This window comes from Pseudomonas sp. UBA6276 (assembly GCF_002438365.1).
In the GTDB taxonomy this organism is placed as follows: domain Bacteria; phylum Pseudomonadota; class Gammaproteobacteria; order Pseudomonadales; family Pseudomonadaceae; genus Aquipseudomonas; species Aquipseudomonas coleopterorum.
Genome location: NZ_DJUS01000061.1, coordinates 29,424 through 33,503, shown reverse-complemented (window position 1 = coordinate 33,503; position 4,080 = coordinate 29,424). Strand labels below are relative to the sequence as shown.

Annotated in this window: 3 protein-coding genes; all 3 read right to left on the bottom strand. The window is 62.9% G+C overall.

Translation table 11 applies throughout. From position 1 onward, the window contains the following. Positions 1 to 157 (bottom strand): 30S ribosomal protein S6 (gene rpsF / locus B2V21_RS07330; RefSeq protein WP_286916463.1); only part of this gene is annotated, 157 nt, incomplete at its 3' end. Positions 158 to 453: 296 nt separating this feature from the next. Beyond that, positions 454 to 1,203 (bottom strand): 23S rRNA (guanosine(2251)-2'-O)-methyltransferase RlmB, encoded by a 750-nt coding sequence (gene rlmB / locus B2V21_RS07325; protein ID WP_049862028.1) that lies wholly within the window; start codon positions 1,201 to 1,203, stop codon positions 454 to 456. Continuing rightward, positions 1,200 to 3,833 carry a ribonuclease R gene (gene rnr / locus B2V21_RS07320; protein WP_286916461.1) on the bottom strand — a complete coding sequence of 878 codons (2,634 nt, stop codon included), beginning with the start codon at positions 3,831 to 3,833 and terminating at the stop codon, positions 1,200 to 1,202. The genes rlmB and rnr overlap by 4 nt, the downstream gene beginning before the upstream one ends. Between the last annotated feature and the right edge of the window lie 247 nt (positions 3,834 to 4,080).

The window sequence follows — 4,080 nt, the reverse complement described above, 5'->3', positions numbered from 1 at the left end:
TGTTGATGGCATAAGCCAGCTGACGACGGCCCCAGTCTGCCAGACGATGGATCTTGGCACCGTCTTCTTCGATCAGCTTGGTGTAACGCTCAACCATGCCGCCGACTTGCTCGCTCTGATCCGGGTGGACCAGAAAGATGATTTCGTAATGACGCATGAATGCTCCTTACGGGTTGTAGCCTGCCGCCAGAGCGGTCAGACAAGGAGTGAATGACACTGTGTGTCTTGCTGGGTGGTGCGCCGGTAAATGCGCACAAGTGCGCCAGCCATCACGGCAAGGGGCGCAATTGTAGAGAAGGGGTTGGGGGGAAGCAAGAGGATTGGTGAATATTTGAACAGCGGTGGCAATGTCTCTGCCACCGCATTCGCGGGCGGAGCGCTCGCCGCCCGCCCCACATATCGGTCATATGTGTGGGAGCGGGCTCTGCCCGCGAAGGGGCCAGCTCGGTCGGATCACTTCTTTTTGGCGTTACGCTGCCGAACCGCTTCGAACAGGCACACCCCGGTCGCGACCGACACGTTCAGGCTGCTCACGCTGCCGGCCATCGGCAGTTTCACCAGATAGTCGCAGTGCTCGCGGGTCAGGCGGCGCATGCCCTTGCCCTCAGCCCCCATGATCAGGATGGTAGGCCCGGTCAGGTCCTGCTGGTAGATCTCGACTTCCGCCTCGCCAGCGGTGCCCACGACCCACAGGCCACGCTGCTGGAGCTTTTCCAGGGTACGTGCCAGGTTGGTCACCGCCACCAGCGGAATCACTTCCGCCGCGCCGCAGGCCACCTTGCGCACGGCCGGCGTGAGGGTGGCGGACTTGTCCTTGGGCACGATCACGGCCAGCGCTCCGGCCGCATCGGCGGTGCGCAGGCAGGCCCCCAGGTTGTGCGGATCGGTCACGCCGTCCAGCACCAGCAACAGAGGCGGGCCGTCGGTGCGGTCGAGCAACTCATCGAGCATCGCCTCGCCCCACACCTGGCTGGGGCTGACTTCCGCCACGACGCCCTGATGCACGCCTTCGACCCAGGCATCCAGCTCACGACGCTCGGCCTGGCCCACCGAAATGCGATTCTGCGTGGCCAGTTCGACCAAGGTCTGTACTCGCGGCTCGCTGCGGCCATCGGACAACCAGATCTGCTTGACCCGTTTCGGGTGATGACGCAACAACGCTTCCACGGCGTGCACGCCGTAGATCTTTTCCAGCTGACTCATGACTTGGCCTTGGGTTTGCGGCTGCCCGACTTAGACGGACCCTTGCGATGCTTGCTCGGTTTGGAATCGCCTCCAGCACTGCTGCCAGCGCTGCTGCGGCTGTTGCTGGCCTTGGCCGACCCGCCCTTGGCTGCGTCGGCCAGCAAAGCCTTCTTCATTTCCCGGCTCTTGCGCACTTCGGCATTCTTGGCCGCGGCGTCCGATGCCCGGTAGACCTCGTCGCTTTCGGCCTTGCGCTTGCTCGGTGCCGAGTTGCGCTTGGCCGAAGCAGCTGGCTTCTCGGCAACGGTTTTTTCCACGGCAGGCGTGGTCGGGTAGCTTTTAGGCTTGCCCGCTGGCGCATCGGCCTTGCGGTTCTTGCGACCGATCGGCTGATTGAGCGTCGCTTCGCCAATGCCGAAATCGATCTTGCGCTCGTCCAGGTCGACCCGCATGACCTGCACTTCGACCGTGTCGCCCAAGCGGAAATTGCGCCCGGTGCGCTCGCCGGCCAGGCGATGGTGGATCGGATCGAAATGGTAGTAGTCGCCCGGCAGCGCGGTGACGTGCACCAGGCCTTCGACGAAGATATCGGTCAGCTCGACGAACAGGCCGAAACCGGTCACTGCCGTGATCACGCCGGGGAAGGTTTCGCCAACGCGATCCTTCATGAACTCGCACTTGAGCCAGTTGACCACGTCACGGGTGGCTTCGTCGGCCCGACGCTCGCTCATCGAGCACTCTTCGCCCAACTGCTCCAGCGCGGCTTCGTCGTACGGGTAGATACGCGCCTTGGGAATGGTCGGAGCACCGGCGCGCTTGACGTGCGGGGTGTCCTGCTTGGAGTGGATCACGCTGCGGATCGCCCGGTGCGTGAGCAGGTCGGGATAGCGACGGATCGGCGAAGTGAAGTGGGTGTACGCCTCGTAATTCAGGCCGAAGTGGCCATGGTTGTCGGCGCTGTACACCGCCTGGCTCAGGGAGCGCAGCATCACGGTCTGGATCACGTGGAAATCCGGGCGACCCTGGATGGTTTCCAGCAGCGCACGGTAATCCTTGGGCGACGGACCGTCCTTGCCCTTGTTCAGCGACAGGCCAAGCTCGCCGAGGAAGGCACGCAGCTTTTCCAGACGCTCCGGCGGCGGACCGTCGTGGACGCGATACAGAGCCGGAATCTCGTGCTTCTTGAGAAACTCGGCAGTGGCCACGTTGGCCGCCAGCATGCATTCCTCGATCAGCTTGTGGGCGTCGTTGCGCACCGTCGGCTTGATCTCGGCGATCTTGCGCTCGGAGCCGAAGACGATGCGGGTTTCCTGGGTCTCGAAATCGATGGCGCCACGCACGTGACGGGCCGACAGCAATACCTTGTACAGCGCATACAGCTGCTTGAGATGGGGCAGCACTTCGCCGAACTCGCCGCGCAGGGCCTTGGCCTCGCTGGTACGCGAGTGCTCGAGCATGGTGCTGACCTTGTTGTAGGTCAGGCGCGCGTGAGAGTGGATCACCGCTTCATAGAAGCTGTAGTCGGTCATCTCGCCGGTCTTGGAGATGGTCATCTCGCAGACCATGGCCAGGCGGTCGACCTTGGGGTTCAGCGAGCACAGGCCGTTGGACAGTTGCTCGGGCAGCATCGGGATCACGCGCTCGGGGAAGTACACCGAGTTGCCACGCACCTGCGCCTCGGCATCCAGTGCCGAGCCCAGCTTCACGTAACTGGAAACGTCGGCGATAGCGACGTACAGGGTCCAGCCGCCATTGAACAGGCGCAGCTTGCTCTTGGCTTCGCAATAGACGGCATCGTCGAAGTCGCGGGCGTCTTCGCCGTCGATGGTGACGAACGGCAGGTGGCGCAGGTCGATGCGCTTTTCCTTGTCCTTGTCTTCCACCTGCGGCTTGAGCTTGGCGGCTTCCTTGAGCACGGCCTCGGGCCATACATGGGGAATGTCGTAGGTGCGCAGGGCTACATCGATTTCCATGCCCGGGGCCATGTAGTTGCCCAGCACTTCGACGATGTCACCCTGGGGCTGGAAGCGCGCGGTGGGCCAGTGGGTGATCTTCACCCCGACGAACTGGCCGATCTTCGCGGCGCCGTGGCGGCCGGGGGTGATCAGCACTTCCTGCTGCACCTTGGGGTTGTCCGGGGTCACGAAACCAATGCCGCCTTCTTCGAAGTAGCGGCCAACGATGGTTTCATGGGCACGGGACACCACTTCGACGATCACGCCTTCGCGGCGGCCGCGACGGTCCAGACCGGAGACGCGGGCCAGGGCACGGTCGCCGTCGAACACCAGACGCATCTGCGCCGGGCTCATGAACAGGTCGTCGCTGCCATCGTCGGGAATCAGGAAGCCGAAACCGTCGCGGTGACCGCTGATGCGGCCGGCGATCAGGTCGAGCTTGTCCACCGGGGCATAGGTGCCGCGGCGGGTGTAGATCAATTGCGCATCGCGCTCCATGGCTCGCAGACGGCGGCGCAAGGCTTCCAGCTGGTCCTCGGTGGTGAGGCCGAACTCGTCCACCAGCTCCTCGCGGCTGGCGGGGGAGCCGCGCTCGTCGAGGTGCTTGAGGATCAGCTCGCGGCTGGGAATGGGGTTTTCGTATTTTTCCGCTTCACGAGCGGCCTCGGGATCGAGGGTCTGCCAATCGGCCATTAGAGAGAATTCACCTTGTCTATATAGGCGTTAGTTTGGCATACGCGTATTGAAACGGGAAATTTCAGGCGCTGCCTGCCAGTTAAAAGCCCTGCCCCGAGGTCGAAAACAGTGTCCGGGACGCCACTGCAGAATTTTAGTCGATTTTTCTTGCCAAAGGGGTTTACAGCACAAAGAGCGCTCCGTATAGTGCGCGCCATCGACAACGCACAGCGTTGCAGATGTTGCCCAGATGGTGAAATTGGTA

Excerpts from the sequence above, each read along its gene's own strand:
- rlmB (WP_049862028.1), bottom strand. The coding sequence starts at position 1,203 with ATGAGTCAGCTGGAAAAGATCTACGGCGTGCACGCCGTGGAAGCGTTG.
- rnr (WP_286916461.1), bottom strand. The coding sequence starts at position 3,833 with ATGGCCGATTGGCAGACCCTCGATCCCGAGGCCGCTCGTGAAGCGGAA.